The following is a 25,955-nucleotide window of genomic DNA, read 5'->3' as shown; positions in this document are numbered from 1 at the left end:
AATCATTTCATAAATCAAAAAAGCAGTATTTCGAATTGAAATACTGCTTTTTTGATTTATAAAGATTCTTGAAAATCTATTTTTCTCTGATGTAAATATCGATTGGAACTCCTGCAAAATCCCAGTTGTCACGAATTTTATTTTCCAGATATCTTTTATATGGTTCCTTAACGTATTGCGGCATATTGGCAAAAAACACGAATTGAGGTGTTTGCGTTGGCAATTGCATGCAATATTTAATTTTTACATATTTCCCTTTTGTAGCCGGCGGCGGATAAGCTTCGATTACTTTCAACATATATTCGTTGAATTTTGAAGTTGCAATTCTTTGTTTTCTGCTTTCAAAAACCTGAACTGTAGCTTCCAATGCTTTTAATAAACGTTGTTTTGTTAAAGCCGAAACGAATAAAATTGGCACATCTGTAAAAGGCATTAATTCTTTACGAATTTTCTCTTCGTAATCACGGCTTGACATGGTATCTTTTTCAACCAAATCCCATTTGTTTACCAAAATTACAACACCTTTACGGTTTTTCTCTGCAAGCCAAAAAATACTTTGATCCTGTCCTTCAAAGCCACGAGTTGCATCGATTACTAATATACAAACATCGGCATGCTCAATTGCTCTTACAGAACGCATTACCGAGTAAAATTCTAAATCTTCCTTTACTTTTGCTTTACGACGAATTCCCGCAGTATCAACCAAGTTAAATTCGAATCCAAAACGGTCAAATTTTGTATCGATTGCATCACGCGTAGTTCCTGCAATATCAGTTACGATATAACGATCCTTACCAATTAAGGCATTGATAAAACTAGATTTTCCTGCATTCGGACGTCCTACAACTGCAAAACGAGGTAATTCTTCTGTAACCTCAACTGGTTCTTTTTCTGGAAAAGCATCAATTAAAGCATCTAATAAATCTCCTGTTCCGCTTCCTGAAATACTTGCGAAAGTGAAATAATCTCCTAATCCAAGATTATAAAACTCAATCGCATCTTTTTCACGCATTGCGTTATCTACTTTGTTTACAGCCAATAAAACTGGTTTTGTTACTTTACGAAGCAACTTTGCAACCGTTTCGTCCATTGGTGTAATACCTTCTTCTACATCAACTACAAAAATAATAACATCTGCCTCATCGATAGCAAGCTCTACTTGTTTACGGATTTCACCTTCAAATACGTCGTCAGATCCGCGAACGTATCCACCGGTATCAATTACAGAAAACTCTTTTCCGTTCCACTCGCTTTTACCATAGTTTCTATCACGGGTAACCCCAGATACAGAATCTACAATAGCTTCTCTTCTTTGTATCAGCCTATTAAAAAGGGTTGATTTCCCTACATTAGGTCTTCCTACTATCGCAACAATGTTATTCATTTTTTTGAATTTTAGATTTTAGATTTCCAATTTTAGATTCTGTTTTTGACAAAATCATATTAAATTGTAAATCCAAAATGCTGTCTTTAAATTTTTTGCAAAGGTAGTTAAAAAAAGTTGCTAAGATGCTAAGTTTCTAAGTACCTAAGTTTTTATTGTTTTTGTTTCAAGTTTAAGGTTTCAAGTTAAGCCCTGATGTTCAACTTGAAACAATTAAAACTATTGGTTATAACCAAATCGTTTCAGCATATTAGCATTGCTTCTCCAGTTTTTATTCACTTTTACGTAAAGTTCGATGTGAATTTGTTTTCCGAAGAATTTTTCTAAATCTGCACGGGCATCAGTTCCAACTTTCTTTAGCGCTGCACCTTTATGTCCAATGATAATCCCTTTTTGTGTATCGCGTTCCACCATAATTACAGAACGGATTCTGATAATTTTTTCATCTTCATGAAATTCTTCTGTTACAATTTCTACTGCATACGGAATCTCTTTACTGTAATTCAATAAGATTTTCTCACGAATGGTTTCGTTTACGAAGAAACGTTCCGGTTTGTCTGTTAATTGATCTTTTGGATAATAAGCCGGAGATTCTGGAAGCAATTCGATAATTCTTCCGAAAACTTCCGGAACATTAAAATTCTGTAAAGCCGAGATTGGGAAAATTTCAGCGTTTGGCACTTTTTCTTTCCAGAAACCAACTTGCTCTTCTAATTGTTCCTGGTTTGAATTGTCGATTTTGTTCAACAATAACAAAACCGGAATTTTAGCATAAATGATTTTATTAAAGAAAGCTTCATCTTTTAAGTCCTGCTCTCCTATTTCGACCATGTAAATTAAAATATCAGCGTCTTCAAAAGCCGATTTTACGAAGTTCATCATCGACTCCTGCATTTCATAAGCGGGTTTGATGATTCCGGGAGTGTCTGACAATACGAGTTGAAAATCTTCGCCATTTACGATTCCTAAGATTCTATGACGTGTTGTTTGTGCTTTTGATGTTATGATTGATAATCTTTCTCCAACAAAGGCATTCATTAGTGTCGATTTTCCAACATTTGGATTCCCGATTATGTTTACAAAACCTGCTTTATGTGACATTTGCATAATATTTAATTTGCAAAGGTAGTCATATCAACTCAATACAGAAAATAAAACATTTTTTTAAGTTTTCGTTGGATATCTTTGCACCCGAAACATCGCGGGATAGAGCAGTAGGCAGCTCGTCGGGCTCATAACCCGAAGGTCACAGGTTCGAGTCCTGTTCCCGCTACTAAGATAAAAAGCTTCAGAGAAATCTGGAGCTTTTTTGTTTAGTATAGTTTTAATTATTTGTCGATTCACTTTATGTCACACAAAAGGAGTCGTTCGAAAGCGGTGACAATATTTTATCAACGGCAATCTAAACCTTCGCAGTATATTCCCCGACTCTTTGTCTTAATAAATCCATCTCTACTAATTTTTATTTCAACAGACTCTCTTCGGGTTGGAAATTCATGATATTTCATAAGATGTAATTCGAAACCATTTTGCAAATTTCTGTACTCACTTCCTCTTATATCATTATCTAACTGATAGTCATAAGTCCTTGCTAAAAGAATTGCTTCTTCAAGATTATCAATTGTTCCTAAAAAATCGCGAAATTGTTCTTCGGTTTTTAAGCTGTTTACTTTGCCATTATCAATTGTCACAATATAATTACAACGAAAACTTGGATGTCCTCCAAAAAAAATTCCAGCGTTATAATTTGGTCTTGGTTTCTCATTTATTTTTTTTCTCAATAAAGAATCTCCGCCTTGTTTTAAAACAGTATAGGTTTCTGAAGCAGCATTTTGATAATACGCAACGTATTGCCAATATTGATATTTTCGATTAGGTTTTATAAACTTCGCTAAACTGTCTAAATAATTTTCTTTTACGCTATAATCAATTTTATGAAAATTCGGAGTTCCTACAACGTCTTTAGTTGTCATTTCTATTTCTAATTTTTCTAGTTTTTCAACTTCTTTTTTTTCACAAGAAATAAATAAGAGTAGAGAGATAAGGATAATTATGTGTCTCATTTTAATAGGTTTGAAATAATTATGCATAACATTTCTATGAATACAGCGGATTTAGAACTAAATTAATTTCTATTTTCAAATTTCACCAAATCATTCAAACACAAAACCAATTTCAAATTAAGCCTAATACCCAAATTACTTGTAGTGTGTGTTGGTAGCAGTTTTTATTTCGTCCGTTTTGCTTCTATCTTTTTTCCATTCTGTAATAAAAACAAATTTGAAATTTCTCCTTTTTCGTTCTTTTCAAACTGAATTTGTGCATCTACTACTTTGTAGAAAAATAACATTTCACTTTCTACAAATATTCTGAACGCATCTTGTCCTGTCAATTGTGAAAATAGTTGGTCTTTATCTAATGAAATTTTGATTTCAAAATCTTTTTCAACTTCATAAGTCCCAACAAACTTTTGAAGTTCTTCAGTAGTAATACTAATTTCTTTTCTGATTTTTTGCACAGGCAATGGTTTATTATATAGAATACTTCTAATTGCTTTTGAAGGAATTGTAACGTTGTTGTGATTTTGAAGTATTATTATTGTTTTATCATTTGTAATATGTCTATCGATAAAAGTTACATAGCCTGGCCAACCCCCATTATGGTTTGCAATTTTTCCAAAATCAGCATTTTCTTCAATTCCCCAACCAAAACCATAATTCCTTTTAGCTCCGTCTTTCAAAGTTGCTAATTCAAAAACTGATTTCATTCCTTCTTTTGTGAGTAATTTATTGGTATATAATGCTCTATCCCAAATCAATAAATCGTTTACAGTTGAATTAACTGTTCCGTCTCCAACAATACCATCAAGCCAAATAACAAATTTAGTTTCTTTCAATTCGTCTGGTAAAACATATTTTTTCAAACTATCTGAGTAAACATATCCAAAAGCATAATTGTCAATTTTCTTTGGCGATAATCTACGATTGTACACAAAGGTATTTTTCATTTTCAACGGTTGGAAAATAGCTGTTTTTAAATAGTCAGCGTATGTCATACCCGATGCTTTCTCAATTATTGATGCCAAAAGTGCATAGCCCGTGTTACTATATTCCCATTTAGTATTTGGCTCAAATACTATTTTTGGTTGATGTTTACTAAATATATTAATTATGTCTTTGTTAGTGGCAATTTTAGATTTGTCAAATAAACTATCCATAAGCTGCATATAGTCTGGCAGACCTCCAGTATGATTCAATAAGTTTCTTACAGTTATACCTTTATAAAAAGAAAGTTCGGGTAAGTATTTTGTGATATCATCGTCCAAATTCAACTTCCCTTTTTCTTTAAGTATCATTATCCCCATAGCTGTGAACTGCTTTGAACAAGATGCCAATTCAAAAATCGAATTTTCGTTCAACTTATCTTTTGTTGTTTCGTTTGCAAGTCCAAAACTATGGCTATAAATAACTTTCCCTTTTTCTGCAATTAGAAAATTTCCATTGATTTTCTCTTTTGAATAAAGAGAATTGAGTAAACTGTCAATTTTTTGAATTCTGTCTTGTCCAAATGTAAGATGTCCAATTAAAAGAAGCCCGATTGTAATTGTTAATTTCATTTTTTATTTCTTGATAATTAATGTAGGTGAGATGTCTCGCAAAATTGCCACCAACTTATTTATATGTGTGACAAATTAAGTGCTTATGGGTTTTCAAAAATCCCCTGCTGGCTCGAGGGTCCCACTCGCGCCACAATTTTTGTTTTTTTTATAAAATAACTTTACTAATCTTTAATAATTCCATTATAATAATGAAAAATATCAATAGTCCTTTCAACTACTAAAGAGGAATATTGCCCCATTCGTATATTTGACTGCATTGTTCCGCCCCCTGAATATTGATCTTCAGTCATTGTGCCAATTAGCTTAATTTCGGCATCACGAAAAGCTAACCAGGCTTTTTGAGCTGTTATAAGAACCTTCTTGTCTTCGGGCTTTAGGGATTTCATAAGTTTATTATAATACTTATTCATTAACTTGTCATAATTAGTAGTCAATTCATCAACTGTTATATTCATTCCTGCTGTTGAATAATCAATATCCATTCGTTTAGAAGTTATTGTTTCTATTCGGAAAGTGTCTATTTTGAATTCTATCTCATCAGGATTTAATTCTTGTTTTACAAGCTTTAGTTTTAGTTTAGGAATTTGGGCTTCTACATCTGCTTTTATTTTTTTTAAAACTTCCGGAGATATTTCTTTTGGACTATTTTGCCCAAGAGCAATGTTTCCTATAAAGCAAAAAATAATTGATAAAAAAAAGTGTTTCATATAAGATTAGGTTTTTCTAAGCCAGCCAATAATGTCCCGCAACTAAAACAGGTTTGGGACTAAATTAAGCTCATTATTCGGATTTACCAAATCATCTTAAATAGAAAAAAATAACTTCGGGTTCATGATCGGAACAATTGCAACAGCAGTAAGAAATTTGAAATTTTATAATAAAAAAGAGAGGAAACAAATTCCTCTCTTCTTAAAAAAATATAAATATTGAAGATAGTACATCATTATACAATCAACAATGTAAGAGCATTAGTTTAAGTTTTTTGTTTAAAAATTTTACTGCCTTTGTATGGGGTAGCTTAACCTCTTAAATTTTCCATGTCTTACAATCAATATTTTTTTGCAAATTAATTATTAATCTGCGAAACAACATCCTCCGCCAACTAGAGGATACTCTGGAGGACATGGTCCTGTTTTTAAAATGGCCAGTCCACTTGCAATCCCTTTAACGCAAATTTCTGTTATTCCACCATTTACCGCTTTTAACTCATCTTTAGATAATTCTTGAGCTCCGTTTAATTTTAAAATTTTTTTTAACATAATCGAAAGTTTTAAAAATTTAGTTAATACCCCAATCATTTAAAGACACCTGGGATTTTTTGTCTATCCTCGCGCAAGAATTTTTTCTATATTTATAATTGAACCAAAAAAAAATTCTCAAATGCTTACTTTTCTTCTGAAAAATCATTTAGAAAATATTTTAATCCACTCATGGCTATTTCTTTAGAAAACAATTTACATTATACGAATATACTTTATCTAAATATTGAATTATTACGGGCTTACCTCATTTTGCAACTTTTATTCAATTATTTACATTACCTCTTAAGAATACATTCATTCAAATGCATAACTATTCCAGATTTGGATAGAATATCTGATAAAAAGAATATTTACGAGCTTAACATAAAACAGGAAACATTAGCTTATGATTTGGGAGAAGACTGGAATCAAAAGAAAATTTCTTCTCCGAAGCTTTTTTTGTTTTACTTAATCTTGGTTATCCTCACAAACAAAAGATAGTTGTAATTTAAAACCCCATCTATCACATCAAAGAAAAAATACTCCATCCACAAAGAATTAAAGAGATTATCATCAAAACTTTAGATGGTCTCTTCAAATAACCTGCCTTTTTAGATTCAAAAAAGATAATAGCTGCTATTCCCGATGCGATTATATCAATAATAGTTAAGAAAAAAGCATTAGCAATAAACTTAGGAAATAAGCTAAGATAAGCGGCTTTGGTTTCTTCAAATTCAGTGTATTTTGCGCACATATATATCCAGCAAATTTTATCTAAAATGCTAATTATTAACAACATTACACCAATAATATAAATAGACGTTTTGTATTTATATTTTCATATACATAGGTTTTTTAAAAATTAGAAAACCTCAAAACTGCACAATTGTGTGACAGTAATGAGGCCCGCTAAAAACTATACAGAAGTCGATTCAAATTGTTTAAGATCTCTGGTGTTTTTTTGTACAGCAAGGGCAGAAAACAATCCTAATACAAACGACATTCCGAAAAATCCCTTTTCACTGAGCAATAAACTGGCATTCCAAAGTCCTATTATTAGTAATACTATCGAAGCAATGGTACTAAACCAGCTTATACTGTAATATAAATCAGTTACTGGAATTCCTTCCAGTCTGTCTCTTACACTTTTTTGTACTGATATTACAGAGAAAAGACCAAAAAGGAGAATTGTAAAATAATATCCTTTTTCATTGTAAGCCATGGCCGAATTGTAAAGTCCAATACAATAGGAGGTCATACCTATAAGTAATGTCATCCAGGATGCGCCAACGAAAGCGGCACTTGGCTTTAAAGAGTTATTTCCGTAATTTGATTTTGCATTTTTTGATTCTGAATTGTTGTTTGATTCATTTGATTTTAGCGGTTCCATAATTTTATGTTTTATAATTATGAGGCAAATGTCAGCATGAAAAAGGAGTTCTAAAAACTAATTTATTCACAAAACTGATGATATAAAAATACTTTTTACTATTTTTATCCTGATAAAACCATACTTATGAATGCGCTCCAGGAAATATCGAATATGATGAATTATACTGATAAAAAAGCATTTATACAATATCTATCAAAAAAGAACAAGCGCAAAGACACTGGCAATATAGAGTTATTCAATTCGTTAAAAACTGACGATATAAAATTTAATAAAAAGGTTTTAGAAGATAAAAAAAGTACCGATGCTTATCATGCTCTTAGAAAAAGACTTTATGATAACATGATTAGTTTCATGGCTAATCGAAGTTTTGAAAATGATAGTTCAGAAGAAAATACAATACTTCGTTTTATTGTTGTAAGTCGGTTATTTTTTGAACATAAACTTATAAAAACAGCTTTTAAATGTCTTGCAAAAGCTGAAGAAATAGCGCTGAATATTGAGCATTTTAATCTTCTTAATGAAATCTATCTGACTCAGATACAATTTGCCCATTTCAATCTTTCAGAACCTATCGAAAAAATAATAGCAAAGTTTAAAGCAAATAAAAAGCAACTTGAATATGAGGAACAGCTTAATTTAGGCTATGCTGTTTTGCGTCGTGAACTTGCTGCTATTTATCACGAAGGTCGGATAATAGATCTTCAGGCACTTATAAAAAACACTATTGAAACACATGAAATATCATTAAAACAGGGATTAACTTTTAAATCTCTGTATCAAATATTATTTATTGCCAACGAATATGCTTCTATAAACAACAATTACTCACTTATACAGCCTTTTGTTGTTAAAAGCTACAGGTTCATTAGTAAAAAAACTGATCTGACAGATAGACATCTATACTATCATATATACATTTTGTATTTTATCGCTAACTTCTATTTTCGTAATGGTCAGTTTACTAAATCTTTAAGTTATCTTGATTTGATGTTTACAGAACTTCAAAAACAATCCGGCAAGTATTATCAGCGTTTCTGTCTTAGATATTTTTTATTATTTGCCTTTAATGAAAATTATCTGGGGCATCCTCAAAAAGCAATAGAAATTGCCGAAAAATCTCTTTCTTCAAACAAAAAAGCAGATTTTAACGACAGTAACGACATCCGTCTTATGCTTATCGTTTTTTACATACAGCAAAATGCCGGAAGCAATGCTGTAAAGGAAATTGCAAAATTAAACCATACCGACAGTTGGTACGAAAAAAAAATGGGCATGGACTGGACCATAAAAAAATGTCTTGTCGAAATTCTTCTGCATGTGCAACAAGAAAACACAGAACTGGCTTTATCCCGAATAAAAAGTTTTAAACGACGTTATAAAAAATACCTTTTAACGGTAAATGAAGAGCGTGTTGTTCAATATCTTTTGTTTGTAGAACAGTATGTAATGAAACCTGAAATTATACAAACACAAAAATTTCAAAAAGCAATTGAAGATTTTATAATTACAGCACAAAAGGGACCTAAAGATATTGTAATTATGAGTTTTTTATCCTGGCTGCTTGCAAAAGTAAGACGAAAAACGGTCTATGAAACAACTTTAAATCTCCTGACAATGTATTTCCCTGCTACACATTCTGCGTAATGTTTTTTTTTTAAATTACTGACTTTTAACTCTTTCAAAATAACTAAAAAAGTTTCTTTGAAATCTTTTGTGGTTTTCAAAAATTAGTTACATTTTTGCACCCGCAATAGAAAAACAGGTCCGTTCGTCTATCGGTTAGGACGCCAGGTTTTCATCCTGGTAAGGGGGGTTCGATTCCCCCACGGACTACTAACACAAAGCTTCAGAGAAATCTGGAGCTTTTTTGTTTTGTAGTAAAAGCTTTTAAAACTTTAATCATTTCTAAAAAAAAACGCAAAGTCAGAGACATTTGCGTTTTTTATAATTACCATAAGAGAGATATGTTTTACTATAGCAGTCTTAGATTCTTATGTATCAATTTTACCAATCTGGTAAAACTGGCTTTATTTCCTTTACTTTTATTTTAGTAAAAATTGTTTCTGTTTCATTCTTGCTCTTCTCTATCTGCCTTAATGTAGTACCTTCTATTTCAAATTTCTTAATTGTCCTTTTTCCGGCTTTACTAAATGAAGTATTAGGAAGCTCTAATAACAAAACATTATTTACTACATTATAATAACCTACTACAGAAGCTTTTTGAACATCGTTTACATCAACTTCGTTAATTTTACTACCAAAAATAGCAAATTGACCTGACTTGAAAAATCTCAAATAGTCATACCCCTTTAAATCTATAGTTTTATTTTCATAAAAACTAAAATACACAGCATCTGCTTCAATTTTACCAGACATTTCTTTTGTAAAAGACTTTTCAAACTTCATTTTTTTCAAATGCAATCTCCCATACTGATTTTCATCAATATACTTTGTATAATGTTGCGTTAATCGACATGAACTTGCAAATAACACAAGTATAAGCAGTAAAATACTTCTCATAAGTTTTAATAACTGTAAAATAAATTAAATAAACCGCTCGAGTTCATTGTAGAGTTAGGATAAATAAATAACCCAGTATTTGTTTGCGAATGGATACCATTCTGAATACTTCCATTACTTGTACCCCCTATTACACTATTACCTAACGCATCAATTCTAAAAGCGGATTGGTTTAAAGACTGCTGATATGGTGTTTGTTTGTAATATTGCCCATAACCAACAAAAGTAGAAGCCTTCATGTCATTACTTTGGTTCATATCATAAGAACCTGTATAATTTAAATAAGACAATGAAAAACCATTTGCTCCACCAACATTTAAAGTCCCATTTCCTGTTTGACCTTTATCAGTATCTCCTCCTCCCATAATTCCAGTATCATTTGAAGTTGTAAAAGAAATATCAGCTCCTTTTAGGCCAATTATTGCTAATCGTTGAATAGCTTCACCATCTCGTGGCCCTCGTTCTGCATTTATAGCTGAACTATAAGTAAACATTTGTCCATAGGTAATTGAGGTTTTAAAATCATTAGTAAGTCCAGATGGCGTATCAGGATTTAATGTATTTACAACATGACTATTTCCATTACCAGCTCCCAGGGTAGCATAAGCTCCTGCTGTAGCATCAAACTGAATACCTCTTGCCATTGAAGATGTTCCTAATTGATTTCCTGCATAAACACTCACTCCTGCAAAACCAACTCCCTGAAGATTCGACCCGCCAGTACCAACACCTATTGATGCATTAGCTTTGAAACTTAAACCACTAGAACTAAAACTAATTCTTAAACTGGCATTAAAACCAATAGGAGGATCTGGCCACATTCCGTCTGGATCAATAAAATACGCAGGATTATCCATTGCATAATTGTAAGGAGACCATCTTCGTCCTTTTTCTGCAAGAGGATCAAAATTCATCCATCTTCCTAATGCAGGATCATAATTTCTAGCACCATAATCATAAAAGTTTAACTGAAAACCATTAACATTCTCATCTTGCAGCTCTTTTCCGTTGTACTTATATCTTTGTGCGGTTGCATTCCCTTTTCCAATTCTTGTTACATAGTTATATCCTTTGTGTTTTAAACCAAAAGGATAATAATTGTTCTCTTCAATAATTTCAGTATTAGTAATTACTCCATTATTATCTGCATCACCATAACTAAGCCTCACATTTCCAAGATGATCAAGATATTGGTAAATATAATCAAAAGTTCCACCATTATTAACAATGTAACCTTCTGGCTGCGAAATAAACTTTAAAATACCATTCTCATAAACAAATCCAACAGCATAATTGGTTACCATATTATTTACTGTTTTTTGTTGTTTTACTCCCGCAGCATCATAAACATAATCAATAATACCCGCATTTGAAGTTATTTTTTCAGGAAGATTAAGATGGTTATATGAAATACCAATAATTCCTTTGTTTGAATCTGTTAGCATATTTCCATTCTTATCATAACTATAGTCATCCTGAGTATCTGCTGCAGTATTTACAGCATCATCCTTAAAGCCAAATTCGTCAATTGGGGCAGAGTCAGCGACTTTCATTAATCTGTTACCTAAATCATAGGTATACGTCAAGTCATCCATTACACCAAAATGAGATGGAACATTAATATCAGGAACAATATTACCACCTACTATTTCTCCTAAACGCTTTAAATAGGTAATATTTCCATTTTTATCATATTGCATGCTTTCATTAAATTTCCCTAAATTGTCTGCTGCATTAGATAATCTGTTAAGTACATCGTAGCTGTAATTATAACTTTTTAAGCTATTATCTCCATTCGCACTCTTCCAAAAAGTCTGACTGATGTTTCCATTATACAATCCTTTTCCAGAAGAAGGTTTATTGTAACTAATCTGAAATCCAAACAAACTACTATCAGACAGTGTAATGGTTGCATTGTTACTGTCTGAATCGTTTATACCTTTTAACCAGCCACGAATATTATAAGTGAAATTAATATTTTGCAATCTATTAGAATTACTCACTTTTCCGCCAACACCTTTAGTGATTAGTTTTCCTAAACTATCATAAGTATTAGATACAATAAGTTCTGGATCCTGTGTATTTATTTTTTGCTTTTGAGTAAGCATTCTTCCCATATCATCATAGGCAAAAATATCAATTATTGTAATAACTGCATTTGCTCCTTTTTGATGAGTACTTGTTGTTTCCAGAATTTTCCCTGTAAAATCAAGCTTACTTTTTACTGTACTCTCAATATCTAAAAAAATATTTTTATTATAATTATAGATAGGCCTTGATTTTCCATCATAATATATAACAGAAGTTATCCAGCTGTTCGTATTTAAAACACGTATTTTAGAACACGTAACTAAACCTTTTGCATTAGTCATAGGTGTTATACCATAAGATAAGGCATTTGCTGCTGTACCATTGTACAGGTCTACATTTAGATAATCATCATAATAACTAATAGTAAACAAGTTAATTCCTGAATTAGGAAAAGCTAAGTTTGAATAATTAACAGCTGTTCCTGCTATTATTTGTGCAACAGTTTGTCTGCTTTCAAACAAAACACTACTATTGGCCAAACCTTGTACAGCAGAGCGAGTTGTTTCAACATTGTTTACATATTCACCTGTATATACCGGTCTATTAAAAAGATCGTATTTGGTAAACATCCATTTTTTATTAACTCTCAAATTGGCATCCTGAGTTAATACTGGTCTGTTTAGCTTGTCATACACTATATACTCCCAATCCTTTCCCGGCATTTTCTTTTCTACAAGTCTTTTACGAGAGTCATACCTATACTGATAACATAAATTATCTAAAATGTTATCTGTACTAACCGTAATAACTGCTGTAAATATACTACCTGCTTGTGCATGAAAACCGTCAATTAACCGAATTGAATTAGTAGCTCTTATGTTCAGCGGAACACTTTGTGCGTTAATTTTTGCCGAAGATGTTTCATCCGCTAATATGTTACTGGAACTATTTCCAATGATATCTGCTGCTTTAGGAGGAATCACAAAAGTTAGATTACCAAAATCATCATAAACATAATAGGTATCATACTTCTCAGTAGTTGTTCCTACTCCAACAGTCCCATACTTTCTCTTTAAAAGTAGACGCCCTTGTTTATCTTTGAATTCCTCAGAGGTATTATCTTTTGCGTTGGATTGATTTTCCTGCCAATTTTCATCTTTGGAAATTATCTTATATAATTTAGAAACAGGATAAAAACCAAGATTTGTCAATTTAGGGTCTTCTATATTACCTGCTGTAAAAGAAACACCATAAATTCTAACCTGGTCATCGCTTATATTGGTCTGATAATCAAATCTTATTTCGTGACCATTCCCCATTTTCCAATCTTCACCAGGTGCTGCCTGACTCAAAACTCTGTTAAGTGGCGATTTTTCAAATCCTTTTTGAGAATAAGGATTTGTGGTATTCTCATATAAACCCGTATTATAAAATGTTCCAACTTCTGCGAAAGCATTAGTATTATAATTAAGTGAAGCAGGTACATTTGAAACATAAGGCAAATAATCCTTTTCCTGACGTCCATAGCCATCATATATTATTGGAGTAACAACATCTGCTCCAGTTGGTGATTGTTGATGTGCAATCTGTTGAATAGGGCGTCCCAACCCATCAAAATAATTTATGTTTTGATTGGCCTGAATAATTGTTGGTGCCGGGATACTAGTTTGTGCCGGCACCTTATAGGTCGTCGTTTTTATATAATTTACTGCCTTTGTCTGACTCAAAACTAAAACAGGAAACAATATAAACATTAAGAATATTATTTTTTTCATGATCTTCTAAATTATTTTTTATAATTATATTCATTTTCTGAAAGTATATTACCTTCATTATCCTTTACAATTTTCAATTTATTTAGATCACTATATTCATAATATGTAGTTTTGTCATTAATGTCTGTTTCACTTGTCATACCAATAAGAGGCTTATAAGTATAAGTTGTTATTTGTGCATTCGTTAAATTTGTTCGTAAAACGCTTAACATACTGCGGACTTCTGCATCTGTTAATGGTATCTTCTGAATTTGTGGATTCGGGGGTATTGGCATGTATTTAACCCCATCATTAAGTCTTGTCAACGTAGAAGCACCTAAAACATTAGTAATCTCCTGATATGTAGCATTTACAACTTTAGCGATTGGATATTGACTGTTGTAACCCCATATATAGCTTGTTACAATGCCATCCGCCGGTTTTATTTCTAATATATTTCCTTTATTATCATACTTTGTAAAAGATGTTTTTTCTTTATATCTACTGTCAGCAACAAAACCTGGCGGGTACATAACAGTCGAAAAATTAAAATCATTTACATTAATAAGAGCGCTGCTTTCTAACTTAAAAAACTTTTCTGGTTTTAAGTTTTCAAAATAATTAAGCTGTCCATCAGTCATGTATTCTTCCCCTCCTTTTACTATAGAATTATTGATTTCAATTGGCGTGTTTACTATATTATTAGTCACTAGTGCTGCTATATCAATTAATTTATCGTTTGAAGAAACCAAAGACAAAGGAGCAAGATCATAATCTAAAGGGTATCTGTATCTTGTTTTAATTTCACTTCCATCAGAATTAACAACAGTCATCTCCTTAAGTAAATCCAAATTAGGATCATAGACATAGTTAGTGCTCGTATTTAAAACAGGATTATTTTTAAAATATTCTGTAGTAATAACTTTTGTCTGAAGATTTCTCTCTCTGTTTATTTTTGAGGTTTCGCTAACATAATAATTTGGTACACGAATTCTCGGATTATATTTATTATCACTTATTCTATAAGGACTATGATTTTTTATATCTATAGACGAAAAAATTTTGTATTCATATACATTTTCGCTTTCAGAGATTTTATTACCGCTTTCATCAAGTATCCTCTTTAGTTTCAATGTGCCTCTTCTACTTTTTAAATCTTCAAAAAGTTTACCTGGAAAAGCACTGTTCTCTGTTAAATATCTACCACAATCATCTCTATATTGTTTGACAGACTTATTATCCGGATAATCTTTAGGAGAATAAAATAAAGTTTCTGTCTTTCCATTTCCTGTTTCTATTTCTTCTACTCTTGAATAACCCACGAAAGTATCATGAGTTAATTCTAATCCTGATTTGTCAAAATCGTAAGTTGTAAACGAGAAAGGTGTCCATTGACCTGGAGGTGAATTAGGATTTGTAATTTTAGAATTTGGATAGGCAAATATTGGTAAACCACTTATATATCCTGATGATTTCCCATCTATTTCCTGATATTTGTATTTTATGTTCCTAACATTCCCGTTTCCATCATTTATTACCTGACTTTCAACTCTTGCACCCCCAGCAATATATTCTGCACCATCAAAATTGAAAGTGTGATTTTCATAATTAAGCTCTGTAAAACCACCTGTTTCATAAGTGACTTTTTTTAACAGACCGGTTAAAGAATAATCGTTTGGAACAAAACTATAATCGCCCGTAATTTGTCTCCCTTGTGTATCATTTTTCTTTTCAAAAGGTAAAATAGAAAATTCTCCTTTGTTTGGATAGAAATATAATTTAGGCTGTGGACCGGATTCTTTTGCCCCAATGTATGCTGTATTTTGATAGCCATTATTATTGTAATATCCTAAAAAATCCTGCTCATAAGAAAAACGTTTAGGCAGTTTATTAGTATAATTATATTCAAATTTATAATACAATTTTGCTTTAGGAAACCATTCATCTATTTGATCGAGTCTAAGCCTCTTACATTCTTTTTCTGTACACCCTTCTTTTGAATCAAAATAGGAATATCTAAGACGGTAATTCTTAATTGTATTACCCAAATTGTCATTTATGGTAATTAAATCTAATGATTGATCATTATAATCTTCTCTATCTAATAAATATGAAAAAGTCACTTCCCCACCATTATAAACAATCTTTTGTAATCTTGTCGCTGCCTGGTATTTAATCAGCTGTTCATTTGAATATATTGGCTGTCCTTCAAATTCAGGAATAAACCCAAAATTGCAGGAATCGCTAGTTCCAATATTATTTTTCTTCGACAAAAATTTAATTCGCTGTGGCTGGGTTATTTGATACTTTTCATAAAAAAAATCTACTTTTTGCTGCGTTGACGGGTCATAAATAGAAGTTAGATTATAAGTATTAATTCCCATACTGTATGAAGGGTCTAATCTTGCAATTGTTGGATCGACTAAAACAGGCAGAGTCCTGGTTTCAATCATGTTACCAACAGAAAAAGTATAAACCAGTCCTTGCTCATTTGTAATAGTAAAAGTTTTAAAAGTAACAAAACCAACAACATTTACATCTGCAGGTTTTGTAGGGATGTTTAAACTAGGATTACCATCTTCTTCTCCTGTAAAACCAATTCCCTGAAAGCTTCCAAGATTTTCTTGTTTTAGTTCTGCTAATTTATATCCCTTAGGATATAAAAATGAAGAAACATATTTTCTTTGTGTATGTGATGTCTGATAATCATTAGGATTAGAATCATCAATAATAAAAACATTATTTAATCCTGGAGCATTAACATAATAAAAGTCTGGTGAAGAATCTAAGTTCGCATACAATTCTGCGTTTGAATTATAAATTGGGTCTTTAAGAAAATATCTTCTGTTGTACCCAATATCTATTGGAATTTTTACAGGGGTACCGTAAGTTTCATATTTTAAGACACCATCTCTCAGATCTTTTACTCCTACTAAAATATTACCCGTTGCATTAAGATTCCATCCAAGCCCGGCACTAGATGCAATTTCATCTACTTTAATTCCGCCAGAATTATACGTTAAAGTAACTGGAACTTTAATCTTCCCTGCTTGAATTTCATAAAATGGTATAACAATATCACTTTTACCACTATAAAGATTTATCGGAGTATTTCCATATTTCTGGAAACTCATTACATCTGGTGTAGATATTACTACACTTTCAGGCATACTGGCAGGGGGAAGTAAGGGGGTTTGTGCATAAATTTTTCCTAATAAAAAAAAGATATAAATTTTTAACGTAGTAGAAAGTACTTTATTCATAGATAGTTTTAAATGTATTATAATTTTAAGGCGAATAATAAAGATCTTTTTTAGAATTAATCTTTATAAATTAAGTAAGGTGCAAACTTCGAGTAGGAAGGTAAATGGTTTTAGTATTTTTCGTTTTACATGATATTTTTTAGCTTTGAGAGGGATATTCATTTATTTTATTGATTATTTATTTTACAGCCATTTACTCTGCATATGGCAAAATATTCTAGTCAATTTTTAATCGTTATTAGAAAACAAGCTTGAATATGTATGTATTTTAAACATCTGTTCATATAAAAAAACAGTTCGCCAATAAGTAAATTATGAATACAATTTTGAAGTGCCGAATTTAGAAAAATTAACAGTATAAACACTATTTTTCAAATTATAAATTTTAAAAAAAAACAGAATAATCAGACTTCTTTGTTTTTACTTCTTATAACTATCAGTTAGAATTAATTTAACAAGTCCAAAAAATTAAGAAAGATTAATGTAAATAACTTAGATAATTTCTAGGTCAACTTCTGTCATTCAATATTATCAGTAAAAAATTCTCTAAGAATATAATTTACCACTAATCAATATGCACATTTTAAGTTTTAGAAAGCATATTACAATTTTTAATAGATTCAATATTTCTGATATCACTTAACTATTCAACAAACCCGCTTTTACTAAGAAATAAACATAAAGTCCTAATATCAACACAACAAACTAATAACCAATATCTTAAATAAATAAAAAAAGGGGAAAATTCCCCTTTTTTGGTACCCTTACATTTATCTAATTTAGTCAAATCTTATCAGCCTTGTTTTCATTACAAGTTTAAAGCACAGTTAGAAGCCCCATTCTATTTACAATCTGCGCCCTGAATCTAATTCCTTTCAGTACAATTTCATTTAGTATTTATAATAAATTTTATCAAAAGATGATTTTTGAAGTAATACAAATAATTTCAGAACAAGTAAACAACTATCTCGAGGAAATTGGGCTGGACAAATCTGTTGTTCCTGAAAATATTGCTTTTTTAGAGTCTCAAAATGAAGATATTGGTACAGCTTTGAAAGATGGCGTGGCACTTACGTTAATCAATTTAGCCGAAGAAGCTACTTTAAAAAACTTCCCAAATCATACTATTGAAAATACTAAAACAATTTATAGAAACAGTATCGTCAATTTAAATCTGTATATACTTTTTAGTGCGAATCGAGATAAATATATCAACTCACTTAAGGATATTTCGAAAATAATTGAATTTTTTCAGGGAAAAAGACTTTTTACCCAAGCCAATACCATCTTTAACAGAAGCACTAGTGCAATGAGCAATGTAGACAACTTTAGATTTACGGTTGAACTCTATACTCCCACTTTTGAAGAACTAAATTATATCTGGGGAACATTGGGCGGAAAACAGCTTCCGTCGGCCTTATATAAAGTGAGTATGATACAAATTGAACGCAATATTGTACAAGCAGAAGGACAAGTTATTGGTGAATTTACAGGAACAACCAAAAGAAAAGAACAGTCATGAGTTTTACTGCTACATATCAATTGCTATTTGAAGTAACACTTCTTCATAATTATTTTTTGAATAACGGAGAAGAAACTTTTGCAAGTATGACAAATGCTGATAAAGAAAAAATGCTGCAGCAATTTAATACAGATGTATTTATGGCAATAACGCCAACTTTAGAAACCAATATTGTACTCAAAAACTACAAAATGATATTCAAAAAAAACAAAACAGGTTTCGGAGTATACATTAAAGTGAAAGATGAATTGGACCCATTTATAAAAGTCCCTGTTGATTTAAACCTAAAGTTTTTAATTAAAATAAATGATTATCAATTTGAAAATTATACTAATCTTGATTTTGCTCTTACTCAGGCATATCTTTTCAGCAATGTTAAACCATTGACTGAACCGGTTTCATTTGAATATCTTCCAAAAATAAATGACAACAAACTAATTTCCAATGCTTATTTAGTATCTGAAGAAACCACTGCTAATTTAATTTCAACACTGCAGCCGTCAGAACAACAAAATGTCTTTGGACTTATTTCACTAACCGCTAAGGGCGACAACAGTTCAGGAAACATAGTAAACAATTTGGGAAAAATGATAAGCCCAAATTTTAAAATCCATTTTGATAATCGAAAAACACTTTGGAAATATATCAACCGTAAAGCAGGAACCGAAATTAAAACCAATGCCGCAAAACCATTAACACGCTCCGGCTTTGTTGAAATTGACCCGCTTACCGATTTTACGCCTTCACAACCGGCAGAAAGTCAATACCCAAATCCATCTGTAAAATCAATAACAAAAATCAATAGTGATTACTATTCGGAAATATTTATTTAATAATTAAAAAACAAATCAATTATGGCAACAACTTACAAAACGCCTGGAGTATATGTTGAGGAAATCGTAAAGTTTCCTCCTTCTGTTGCCCAGGTAGAGACAGCGATTCCTGCTTTTATTGGCTATACAGAAAAAGCTACGAACAAGATTAATGGAGATTTGAAATTGAAACCAACAAGAATAACATCTCTTTTAGAATACGAACGCTTTTTTGGCTTTGCAAAACCAGAGACAACAATTAGTGTTACCATTAATGATGTTTCAACTGATAATGGAGATACAAGATCTATTGTTGTCGATCAACCAACTTCAAAACAACCTTTTTTAATGTATTATTCATTGCAGTTGTTTTTTGCAAATGGCGGTGGTCCTTGCTACATTATTTCGGTAGGGCGTTATGGAAATGATTTAGATGAAGCAGACACTCAGATTACCGCAATCAATAACAGCACTGCGTTGAACGACGGATTAGCAGAATTAGAAAAGGTAGACGAACCAACATTAATTCTATTTCCCGATGCAACAAAAGTAAGTGGAATAACGATAACTGATTTCTACGGATTATACAATAATGCATTAATGCAATGCCAAAATCTTCAGGACAGATTTACCTTAATTGATACTTTAAGTTATGATGAATCAAGTCCAACAGATACTAATATAGATGATTTAAGAGCTAAAATTAGTTCTGAAAAAGACACTATTAAATACGGAGCTGTTTATTATCCTCATTTAGAAACCATATTGGACTATGCTTTTGACAGCAGCAAAATTATATTAAAACATTACTCCTATACAGCAAAAGCCTATGATCAAATCGCTGCAGGACTGGTAACCATCGAAAATCCTACTACAGGGATTGATGCAACCGTAGCTAAATTGATTGACGTTACCACTGTTCCCGGAAATATTTCGGGTCAAATGAGCGATGTACTTTTACAGATGTACAGTAATGATGCAAACGGTTTTGATTTAGGCGGAACCTTTGTTAGTAACCCTGCCAAAAAAACAGCTTTCCTGAATAAACTGAATGTTCTGCTTACTTCTTTAGAAAGTTTATCGCTTTTGAGAAATTCGCTGAACGATGAAGCAAATGCTGCAATCAGCACGATATCTGATGAGGATATGGTTATTGCGAATAGTATCTCAAGTGCTTTAACTGCATTTAATTTGAACTTTAGTGACGTAAATAAAATTGACTCTGTATATAAAAACTTAAAAACATTAAAAAAGAAAATACAGGACGAGAACGCAACAGCGAAACTGCTTAAAATTATATCAACTGATACTGTAAGTTTTGATAAAGAATTAAAAAAACTTGTCAGCTATACTCCTTTGAATACTCAAACCGCAATTACGGTAGTTACAAACAATTTTTCCGGTATCAAAGCATCCTTGCTTACACTTGTAAATGCGATTAAATCTGTTAGTGGAAAAGATGTAAATAATGGAGCATTAAACGGAAGAAAATTAAGCACTTTGGAAAGTATCGACAATGTGACTTTTAATAAAATACTTACTGAAATTTACAACCTGCCAATAACACTTCCTCCAAGCTCTGCTATTGCGGGAGTTTATGCCAGAGTTGATAGAGACAGAGGTGTATGGAAAGCTCCTGCAAATGTAAGTCTGAACTATGTAATAAAACCAACCGTTCAAATAACAAATACCATTCAGGACAATTTAAATATTGATACTGTTGCAGGTAAATCGATCAATGCTATCAGAACGTTTACCGGCAAAGGAACCTTGGTTTGGGGATCAAGAACCTTAGCCGGTAATGATAGTGAATGGCGCTATGTACCAGTTCGCCGCTTCTTCAATATGGCCGAAGAATCTATTAAAAAAGCAACCGAACAGTTTGTTTTTGAACCTAACGATGCCAATACCTGGATAAGAGTAAGAGCTATGATTGAGAATTTCTTAATTCTTCAATGGAGAGCCGGAGCTTTGGCCGGAGCAAAACCAGAACAAGCTTTTTATGTAAGAATCGGACTGGGACAAACTATGTCGGCTATGGATATTTTAGACGGTAAAATGATAATCGAAATTGGTCTGGCAGTAGTTCGTCCGGCTGAGTTCATCATTCTTCGTTTCTCTCACAAAATGCAGGAATCTTAATTAAATCATCTTTAAAAAAATATAGATCATGAGTTATCCATTACCAAAGTTTCATTTCTCAGTTGACTGGGGAGGAACAAAAATAGGGTTTACAGAAGTTTCCGGATTAGATGTAGAAACTGAAGTTATTGAGTACCGTCAGGGTGCAAGTCCGGAATACAGCAAAATTAAAATGCCGGGCATGCAGAAATACTCTAACATTACCATGAAAAGAGGCACTTTTAAAAGCGACAATGAGTATTACGCCTGGTGGAATACGGTAAAACTAAACACCATCGAAAGAAGGGATATTACCATCAAATTACTTAATGAGGAGCACGAACCAGTGATTACCTGGAAAGTAAAAAATGCATGGCCAACAAAAGTGCAGTCGACTGATTTAAAAGCCGACGGAAACGAAGTAGCCATCGAATCAATCGAATTGGTTCATGAAGGTTTATCTATTCAAAATGACTAGTCATGGCTAACTATTATCCACCCGTAGGTTTTCATTTTCTGGTTGAATTTGATCAACTGGGCACAAAAGAAAAAGACCATCAATTTCAATCCGTATCAGGACTTTCTGTAGATCTTGAAACAGAAGAAATTGTTGAGGGTGGAGAAAACAGATTCAAACATAAACTTCCCGTTAAAACCAAATATCCCAATTTGGTTTTAAAAAGGGGGATACTTATTGATTCTGACGTAATTGAATGGTGCAGAAAAGCATTAGAAAATTTCGAGTTTAAGCCCGTCGATTTAACTGTAAAACTCTTGAATCAGGACCACGAGCCTTTAATGCACTGGAAAGTTATACATGCCTATCCCGTAAAATGGGCAGTTGAAGATTTTAGTGCTTTAGAAAGCAAAATTGTTATTGAAAGCTTTGAGCTTGCTTATAATTATTTCACTCTTCATAAAAAATAATTTTACCATGCCAATTGAAATCAAAGAGCTTCACATTAAAATAAACGTGAACGAAAGCTCAAATTCGGGTGCAAAACCAGCTTCTTCATCATCTGCTGCTGAAAAAGATACTATAGCTGAGTGTGTCGAGCAAGTAATGAAAATTATTGAACGAAAAAAAGAACGCTGATATGACAACGACTAATGGTGAATTAAAAAAACTGAAGATCATTGCTTATAGCGATCCTCAATTCAACAATCCAATTTCGGATATTGAAGAGTTCATTACTTTGATGAATCCCGAAAAGTATACTTTTCATTACAAGATAGAGCAAGATACAACTCAAGCCGCCGGAACGAGCAGTCCTGCGCCAAGATTTACAGCAATTGCTCCGGAAGAATTAGAATTGGATTTTGTTTTTGACCGAACAGGCGTAATTGCCGGCAAGGAAAGTACCGAAAATGGCGTTATTGAAGACATTGAGCATTTTAGAAAAGTAATTTTAGAATATAATGGTACAGAACATAAGCCAAACTATTTAAAAATTGCTTGGGGAAGTCTGCTATTCAAAGGATCTCTTACAGAAATGACCATTGAGTATAAACTTTTCAGGCCAGATGGAACACCCATTAGAGCCATTGCAAAAGGAAAATTCAAAGGAGTTGTTGAGGATGAGTTAAGGGCAAAACAGCAAAACAATCAATCTCCTGATTTAACACATACCAGAATTGTAAAAGCAGGCGATACGCTTCCTTTAATGTCTTTTAGAATCTATGGTGATTCAAAATATTATCTCGAAGTAGCAAGAGCTAACAAGCTTATCAATTTCAGAAAATTAAAAATTGGCCAAAAAATATTTTTCCCTCCTCTACAAAAACAACAATAGATGAACAATAGCGGCGTCATACAAACCAGTAAAAGTGCAGATTTAGTAACGCACAAATTGCTCATTGAGGGAAATGAGCTGTCTGGCATTTACCAAGTAATGAGCATTGTAGTTCATAATGAGGTTAACAGAATACCTATGGCGCAAATTATTTTGACCGATGGAGATGCTGCTGCACGAGATTTTAAATTAAGCAACGAAGATTTGCTCATTCCGGGAAAAAAAATAGAAATAAAAGCAGGCTATCACAGTGACGAAGAAACTATTTACAAAGGAATAGTTGTAAAACATTCCATAAAAATAAAAGACAATTCATCCCTGTTAATTGTAGAATGCAAAGACGAAGCAGTAAAACTGACTATTGGCAGAAAAAGCAAATATTTTTATGATGTAAAAGACAGTGATGCTTTTGAAGACATTATAGGTACTTATGGATTAGAAAAAGATGTGGAAAGCACTAATTATAGTCATAAAGAGTTAGTGCAGTACAATACTTCCGATTGGGATTTTATTGTCTCCCGTGCACAAGCCAATGGAAAATTATGTTTTGTTGAAAACGGCAAAATTTCGATTAAAAAACCAGATTTGGCTTCTGAAGCAGTTGAAACAGTTTCTTTTGGTGCCAGTATGCTCGATTTTGATGCCGAAATTGATGCTCGAAATCAGTTTGCCAAAGTTTCATCCTATAGCTGGAACGCATCTAATCAGGAATTATTAGAAATTGAAGGCAAAGATCCCAGCGTAAGCCTAAACGGAAATTTATCTCCTTCGGATTTATCTGATATCGTAAAGCTCGAAAATTTAGAATTGCGTCACGGCGGTCATGTTACCGATACTGAACTACAGGATTGGGCCGATGCAAAATTATTATTCCAACAGCTTTCAAAAGTTCGCGGAAGAGTTAAATTTCAAGGTATTCCCGCAGTAAAACCCAACACGATTATTACACTTGAAGGCGTAGGAGATCGTTTTAATGGCAAAGCATACATAACAGGGGTTTTCCATGAAATTTCAAACGGCAATTGGACTGTAAATGCGCAGTTTGGATTGAATCCAGAATGGTTTTCTGAAACTTATGATGTCAATACACCATCGGCTTCAGGAATAATTCCATCCATAAAAGGATTGCATATTGGTATTGTAACCCAACTTCAGGACGATCCCGACAGCGAAGACAGAATTTTGGTAAAAATACCCATTATCAATAACGAAGAACAGGGCATTTGGTGCAGAGTAGCTGCCTTAGATGCTGGTGACAACAGAGGTACTTTTTTTAGGCCCGAAATTGAAGACGAAGTAATTATTGGCTTCATCAACGAAGATCCTAATGATGCTATTGTATTAGGAATGCTCCACAGCAGCGCAAAACCCGCTCCGCTAAAAGCAGCTGACGATAACCATCAAAAAGGGATTTTTACAAGAAGCGAAATGAAAGTACTGTTTGATGATGATAAAAAATCGATAGCCATTGAAACTCCGGCAGGAAAAAAAATAACACTGGACGAAGACAAAGGATCTATCGTTATTGAAGACGAAAATTCGAACGTGATTACAATTGACAGCGCAGGAATAAAAATGGAAAGTGCAGGCGATATTACAATAAAAGCAACAGGTGATGTAAAAATTGAAGGCACCAATGTAAATGTAAAAGCAACCGCTCAATTTAAAGCCGAAGGCAGTGCTGGCGCAGAAATGTCGTCGGCAGCAGTGGCGATTGTAAAAGGCAGCATTGTGCAGATAAATTAACTCATCACTGCATCATTTTCAGTTCTTAAACTCTTAAATAAAAAAAATTATGGGAGCACCAGCCGCAAGAATTAACGATATGCATGTTTGCCCAATGGTAACAGCAACTGTTCCTCATGTAGGCGGCCCAATATTACCGCCAGGTGCACCTACAGTACTGATAGGCGGCCAGCCGGCAGCCTGTTTGGGAGATATGATCACTTGCACAGGTCCTCCTGATAGTATTATAGCGGGCTCCAGTACAGTGCTCATTGGAGGAAAACCAGCTGCAAGAATGGGAGATTCAACTGCACATGGCGGAACAATTGTAATAGGATGTCCAACCGTTTTAATAGGCTAATTATGGAAAATAAAGAAGCTTTTTTAGGTACTGGATGGAGTTTTCCGCCAGAGTTTAAAAAAAACACTAAAGCAGTCGTGATGACATCTGACGAGGCAGATATTAAAAGCAGTCTGGAGATATTGCTTTCTACCAAAATCGGCGAGCGCATTATGCTGCCCAGATATGGATGTAATATGGATGAATTACTTTTTGAAACATTAGACAGAACACTTAAAACCTATGTTTCAGAACTAATAAAAACGGCAATTTTATATTACGAACCCCGAATTGATGTTGACAAAATTGACATCACACAAGGCGATGATTTAGAAGGAGAATTATTGGTCATAATCGATTACAGAATAAGAAGTACAAACTCAAGAAGCAATCTTGTTTATCCATTTTACAAAGGAGAAGGCACTAATATTTAAAAG

General features: G+C 32.7%; 22 protein-coding genes and 2 tRNA genes. 13 read left to right on the top strand and 11 right to left on the bottom strand.

Annotation, left to right across the window (positions count from 1 at the left end; translation table 11 throughout):
• Nucleotides 1-76: 76 nt before the first annotated feature.
• Nucleotides 77-1,384 (bottom strand): ribosome biogenesis GTPase Der, encoded by a 1,308-nt coding sequence (der, locus tag ASD98_RS12630; RefSeq protein WP_056205196.1) that lies wholly within the window; start codon nucleotides 1,382-1,384, stop codon nucleotides 77-79.
• 219 nt (nucleotides 1,385-1,603) lie between these two features.
• Nucleotides 1,604-2,485 carry a GTPase Era gene (gene era / locus ASD98_RS12625; RefSeq protein WP_056205193.1) on the bottom strand — a complete coding sequence of 294 codons (882 nt, stop codon included), beginning with the start codon at nucleotides 2,483-2,485 and terminating at the stop codon, nucleotides 1,604-1,606.
• Between the two features lie 99 nt (nucleotides 2,486-2,584).
• On the opposite strand from era, the gene ASD98_RS12620 reads away from it, so the two are divergent.
• Nucleotides 2,585-2,657 (top strand) — tRNA-Met (locus ASD98_RS12620).
• Nucleotides 2,658-2,775: 118 nt separating this feature from the next.
• Here the strand turns inward: ASD98_RS12620 and ASD98_RS12615 are convergent.
• From ASD98_RS12615 to yiaA, 6 genes are all read right to left on the bottom strand, one after another.
• Nucleotides 2,776-3,447, bottom strand: coding sequence for a hypothetical protein (locus tag ASD98_RS12615; protein WP_128414830.1), 672 nt, complete (start codon nucleotides 3,445-3,447; stop codon nucleotides 2,776-2,778).
• 164 nt (nucleotides 3,448-3,611) lie between these two features.
• Nucleotides 3,612-5,000: a serine hydrolase gene (locus ASD98_RS12610; RefSeq protein ID WP_056205187.1), complete on the bottom strand. Its 1,389-nt coding sequence runs from the start codon at nucleotides 4,998-5,000 to the stop codon at nucleotides 3,612-3,614.
• A gap of 164 nt (nucleotides 5,001-5,164) precedes the next feature.
• Complete coding sequence (locus ASD98_RS12605) at nucleotides 5,165-5,710, bottom strand: lysozyme inhibitor LprI family protein (RefSeq protein ID WP_056205183.1); 546 nt, start codon at nucleotides 5,708-5,710, stop codon at nucleotides 5,165-5,167.
• Nucleotides 5,711-6,076: 366 nt separating this feature from the next.
• On the bottom strand, nucleotides 6,077-6,262 hold the full coding sequence (locus ASD98_RS12600) for a class IIb bacteriocin, lactobin A/cerein 7B family (RefSeq protein ID WP_157849153.1): 186 nt from the start codon (nucleotides 6,260-6,262) through the stop codon (nucleotides 6,077-6,079).
• Nucleotides 6,263-6,767: 505 nt separating this feature from the next.
• Nucleotides 6,768-6,998, bottom strand: a complete 231-nt coding sequence (locus tag ASD98_RS24200) for a hypothetical protein (protein ID WP_056205174.1) — start codon at nucleotides 6,996-6,998, stop codon at nucleotides 6,768-6,770.
• 162 nt (nucleotides 6,999-7,160) lie between these two features.
• Nucleotides 7,161-7,634 carry an inner membrane protein YiaA gene (gene yiaA / locus ASD98_RS12585; protein WP_056205171.1) on the bottom strand — a complete coding sequence of 158 codons (474 nt, stop codon included), beginning with the start codon at nucleotides 7,632-7,634 and terminating at the stop codon, nucleotides 7,161-7,163.
• A gap of 156 nt (nucleotides 7,635-7,790) precedes the next feature.
• On the opposite strand from yiaA, the gene ASD98_RS12580 reads away from it, so the two are divergent.
• Both ASD98_RS12580 and ASD98_RS12575 read left to right on the top strand, forming a co-directional pair.
• Nucleotides 7,791-9,281, top strand: a complete 1,491-nt coding sequence (locus ASD98_RS12580; protein WP_128414829.1) for a hypothetical protein — start codon at nucleotides 7,791-7,793, stop codon at nucleotides 9,279-9,281.
• A gap of 117 nt (nucleotides 9,282-9,398) precedes the next feature.
• Nucleotides 9,399-9,470: transfer RNA gene (locus tag ASD98_RS12575), tRNA-Glu, on the top strand.
• A gap of 171 nt (nucleotides 9,471-9,641) precedes the next feature.
• Here the strand turns inward: ASD98_RS12575 and ASD98_RS12570 are convergent.
• From ASD98_RS12570 to ASD98_RS12560, 3 genes are read right to left on the bottom strand one after another with little or no spacing between them, the layout of a single operon-like run.
• Nucleotides 9,642-10,157: a hypothetical protein gene (locus ASD98_RS12570; RefSeq protein ID WP_056205167.1), complete on the bottom strand. Its 516-nt coding sequence runs from the start codon at nucleotides 10,155-10,157 to the stop codon at nucleotides 9,642-9,644.
• A gap of 5 nt (nucleotides 10,158-10,162) precedes the next feature.
• Entirely contained in the window at nucleotides 10,163-13,963 is a 3,801-nt protein-coding gene (locus tag ASD98_RS12565; protein ID WP_082577840.1) for a DUF6443 domain-containing protein, read from the bottom strand.
• An 11-nt stretch (nucleotides 13,964-13,974) separates the two neighbouring features.
• Nucleotides 13,975-17,205: a hypothetical protein gene (locus ASD98_RS12560; protein WP_056205163.1), complete on the bottom strand. Its 3,231-nt coding sequence runs from the start codon at nucleotides 17,203-17,205 to the stop codon at nucleotides 13,975-13,977.
• A 919-nt stretch (nucleotides 17,206-18,124) separates the two neighbouring features.
• Between ASD98_RS12560 and ASD98_RS12555 the strand changes: the two genes are divergently transcribed.
• From ASD98_RS12555 to ASD98_RS12515, 10 genes are read left to right on the top strand one after another with little or no spacing between them, the layout of a single operon-like run.
• Nucleotides 18,125-18,727, top strand: a complete 603-nt coding sequence (locus ASD98_RS12555) for a DUF4255 domain-containing protein (RefSeq protein ID WP_056205160.1) — start codon at nucleotides 18,125-18,127, stop codon at nucleotides 18,725-18,727.
• Entirely contained in the window at nucleotides 18,724-19,560 is an 837-nt protein-coding gene (locus tag ASD98_RS12550; RefSeq protein WP_056205157.1) for a hypothetical protein, read from the top strand. Before ASD98_RS12555 ends, ASD98_RS12550 begins: the two co-directional genes overlap by 4 nt.
• A 21-nt stretch (nucleotides 19,561-19,581) precedes the next feature.
• Nucleotides 19,582-21,681 carry a phage tail sheath C-terminal domain-containing protein gene (locus ASD98_RS12545; RefSeq protein ID WP_056205155.1) on the top strand — a complete coding sequence of 700 codons (2,100 nt, stop codon included), beginning with the start codon at nucleotides 19,582-19,584 and terminating at the stop codon, nucleotides 21,679-21,681.
• Nucleotides 21,682-21,709: 28 nt separating this feature from the next.
• Nucleotides 21,710-22,138: a phage tail protein gene (locus tag ASD98_RS12540; RefSeq protein ID WP_007806487.1), complete on the top strand. Its 429-nt coding sequence runs from the start codon at nucleotides 21,710-21,712 to the stop codon at nucleotides 22,136-22,138.
• A gap of 2 nt (nucleotides 22,139-22,140) precedes the next feature.
• Nucleotides 22,141-22,587, top strand: coding sequence for a phage tail protein (locus ASD98_RS12535; protein ID WP_056205153.1), 447 nt, complete (start codon nucleotides 22,141-22,143; stop codon nucleotides 22,585-22,587).
• 7 nt (nucleotides 22,588-22,594) lie between these two features.
• Nucleotides 22,595-22,756 carry a DUF5908 family protein gene (locus ASD98_RS24125; RefSeq protein WP_199866293.1) on the top strand — a complete coding sequence of 54 codons (162 nt, stop codon included), beginning with the start codon at nucleotides 22,595-22,597 and terminating at the stop codon, nucleotides 22,754-22,756.
• A gap of 1 nt (nucleotide 22,757) precedes the next feature.
• Nucleotides 22,758-23,453: a hypothetical protein gene (locus ASD98_RS12530; RefSeq protein WP_056205151.1), complete on the top strand. Its 696-nt coding sequence runs from the start codon at nucleotides 22,758-22,760 to the stop codon at nucleotides 23,451-23,453.
• Entirely contained in the window at nucleotides 23,454-25,199 is a 1,746-nt protein-coding gene (gene vgrG, locus ASD98_RS12525) for a type VI secretion system tip protein VgrG (protein ID WP_056205149.1), read from the top strand.
• A 49-nt stretch (nucleotides 25,200-25,248) separates the two neighbouring features.
• Nucleotides 25,249-25,539, top strand: coding sequence for a PAAR domain-containing protein (locus ASD98_RS12520; RefSeq protein ID WP_056205144.1), 291 nt, complete (start codon nucleotides 25,249-25,251; stop codon nucleotides 25,537-25,539).
• Nucleotides 25,540-25,541: 2 nt separating this feature from the next.
• Nucleotides 25,542-25,952 (top strand): GPW/gp25 family protein, encoded by a 411-nt coding sequence (locus ASD98_RS12515; RefSeq protein ID WP_056205137.1) that lies wholly within the window; start codon nucleotides 25,542-25,544, stop codon nucleotides 25,950-25,952.
• The last annotated feature ends 3 nt before the right edge of the window (nucleotides 25,953-25,955 follow it).

Source organism: Flavobacterium sp. Root186 (assembly GCF_001428525.1).
In the GTDB taxonomy this organism is placed as follows: domain Bacteria; phylum Bacteroidota; class Bacteroidia; order Flavobacteriales; family Flavobacteriaceae; genus Flavobacterium.
Note: the sequence above shows the minus strand (reverse complement) of the source record. Positions and strands in the feature narration are given on the sequence as shown.

Coding starts and splice junctions, on each gene's coding strand:
- der (WP_056205196.1), bottom strand. CDS start 1,384: ATGAATAACATTGTTGCGATAGTAGGAAGACCTAATGTAGGGAAATCA.
- era (WP_056205193.1), bottom strand. CDS start 2,485: ATGTCACATAAAGCAGGTTTTGTAAACATAATCGGGAATCCAAATGTT.
- ASD98_RS12615 (WP_128414830.1), bottom strand. CDS start 3,447: ATGAGACACATAATTATCCTTATCTCTCTACTCTTATTTATTTCTTGT.
- ASD98_RS12610 (WP_056205187.1), bottom strand. CDS start 5,000: ATGAAATTAACAATTACAATCGGGCTTCTTTTAATTGGACATCTTACA.
- ASD98_RS12605 (WP_056205183.1), bottom strand. CDS start 5,710: ATGAAACACTTTTTTTTATCAATTATTTTTTGCTTTATAGGAAACATT.
- ASD98_RS12600 (WP_157849153.1), bottom strand. CDS start 6,262: ATGTTAAAAAAAATTTTAAAATTAAACGGAGCTCAAGAATTATCTAAA.
- ASD98_RS24200 (WP_056205174.1), bottom strand. CDS start 6,998: ATGTGCGCAAAATACACTGAATTTGAAGAAACCAAAGCCGCTTATCTT.
- yiaA (WP_056205171.1), bottom strand. CDS start 7,634: ATGGAACCGCTAAAATCAAATGAATCAAACAACAATTCAGAATCAAAA.
- ASD98_RS12580 (WP_128414829.1), top strand. CDS start 7,791: ATGAATTATACTGATAAAAAAGCATTTATACAATATCTATCAAAAAAG.
- ASD98_RS12570 (WP_056205167.1), bottom strand. CDS start 10,157: ATGAGAAGTATTTTACTGCTTATACTTGTGTTATTTGCAAGTTCATGT.
- ASD98_RS12565 (WP_082577840.1), bottom strand. CDS start 13,963: ATGAAAAAAATAATATTCTTAATGTTTATATTGTTTCCTGTTTTAGTT.
- ASD98_RS12560 (WP_056205163.1), bottom strand. CDS start 17,205: ATGAATAAAGTACTTTCTACTACGTTAAAAATTTATATCTTTTTTTTA.
- ASD98_RS12555 (WP_056205160.1), top strand. CDS start 18,125: ATGATTTTTGAAGTAATACAAATAATTTCAGAACAAGTAAACAACTAT.
- ASD98_RS12550 (WP_056205157.1), top strand. CDS start 18,724: ATGAGTTTTACTGCTACATATCAATTGCTATTTGAAGTAACACTTCTT.
- ASD98_RS12545 (WP_056205155.1), top strand. CDS start 19,582: ATGGCAACAACTTACAAAACGCCTGGAGTATATGTTGAGGAAATCGTA.
- ASD98_RS12540 (WP_007806487.1), top strand. CDS start 21,710: ATGAGTTATCCATTACCAAAGTTTCATTTCTCAGTTGACTGGGGAGGA.
- ASD98_RS12535 (WP_056205153.1), top strand. CDS start 22,141: ATGGCTAACTATTATCCACCCGTAGGTTTTCATTTTCTGGTTGAATTT.
- ASD98_RS24125 (WP_199866293.1), top strand. CDS start 22,595: ATGCCAATTGAAATCAAAGAGCTTCACATTAAAATAAACGTGAACGAA.
- ASD98_RS12530 (WP_056205151.1), top strand. CDS start 22,758: ATGACAACGACTAATGGTGAATTAAAAAAACTGAAGATCATTGCTTAT.
- vgrG (WP_056205149.1), top strand. CDS start 23,454: ATGAACAATAGCGGCGTCATACAAACCAGTAAAAGTGCAGATTTAGTA.
- ASD98_RS12520 (WP_056205144.1), top strand. CDS start 25,249: ATGGGAGCACCAGCCGCAAGAATTAACGATATGCATGTTTGCCCAATG.
- ASD98_RS12515 (WP_056205137.1), top strand. CDS start 25,542: ATGGAAAATAAAGAAGCTTTTTTAGGTACTGGATGGAGTTTTCCGCCA.